2 protein-coding genes are annotated in these 880 nt (G+C 62.4%); both read left to right on the top strand.

The genetic code is table 11. The features are described 5' to 3' along the window. A partial coding sequence (locus V6C16_RS14390; protein ID WP_333543581.1) for a nicotinate-nucleotide--dimethylbenzimidazole phosphoribosyltransferase occupies positions 1-134 on the top strand: 134 nt, incomplete at its 5' end. Continuing rightward, positions 128-880 (top strand): ATP-binding cassette domain-containing protein (locus V6C16_RS14385; RefSeq protein WP_333543580.1); only part of this gene is annotated, 753 nt, incomplete at its 3' end. The genes V6C16_RS14390 and V6C16_RS14385, both read left to right, overlap by 7 nt.

Here is an 880-nt window from a genome sequence, read left to right as displayed (position 1 = left end):
GTCCTCTCCTGCACCTGGATATGCGGCTGGGCGAGGGAACGGGCGGGGCCACAGCCTATGCGCTGCTGCGTTGTGCGGTGGATATATATAATGACATGGCCACATTCGATGCGGCCGGGGTAGATGCGTGCTGAAAGACAAACAGGATATGCGGGCTGACGGCACAGTGCGCGGCATACCGTCTGCCGCTGTGCCCGGTACAGTGCCCGGTACAGTGACTGGCGCAGTGACGGGCATGTCATCGGATACGACACCCGGCATGACCGCAGGAGCGGCTACGGCAGCCAGCGGTCAGGAGCTTGCGGGCCACACGCCGCCGGCTGAGGATGTTGCCCCGTCCGATGGCGCTCCTGTCGCTTCTTTTTCCTCATTTTCTTCGTCATCGCCATCATCATCGCCATCATCATCAACCTTGTTGCTGGAATTGCGCAACGTGTCGCGGCGTTTTTCCATCCGGCGCGGGCTGTTTGCCGAGCAGCGCTCACTGCTGGCGGTGGATGACGTAAGCCTGAGCCTTGCCGCAGGCGAAAGCCTTGGCCTTGTAGGAGAATCTGGCTGTGGAAAATCCACGTTGGGGCGTCTGGCCTGCGGGCTTCTGACGCCTTCGGAAGGCCGTGTGTTGCTGGATGGCAGGGAGCTTCCTCCTGCGGGGGCGGGCAGTTGGGCTTCCGGCCGTATACAGATGGTTTTTCAGGACCCTTTTTCTTCGCTTAACCCGCGCCGTTCCGTGCGGGCATCCATCGCGGAACCCTTGGCCGCCCGCAATGTGCCTCGTGCGCAACGCCACGAGTTGGCTGACAATATGCTTGCCACTGTGGGCCTTGAGGGCATGGGGGGGCGGTATCCCCACGAGTTTTCCGGCGGGCAGCGCCAGCGCATC

The sequence above is a fragment of the Desulfovibrio sp. 1188_IL3213 genome, from assembly GCF_036763145.1.
Taxonomy (GTDB): Bacteria; Desulfobacterota; Desulfovibrionia; order Desulfovibrionales; family Desulfovibrionaceae; genus Desulfovibrio.
This window is presented reverse-complemented; position numbering and strand designations above follow the sequence as displayed.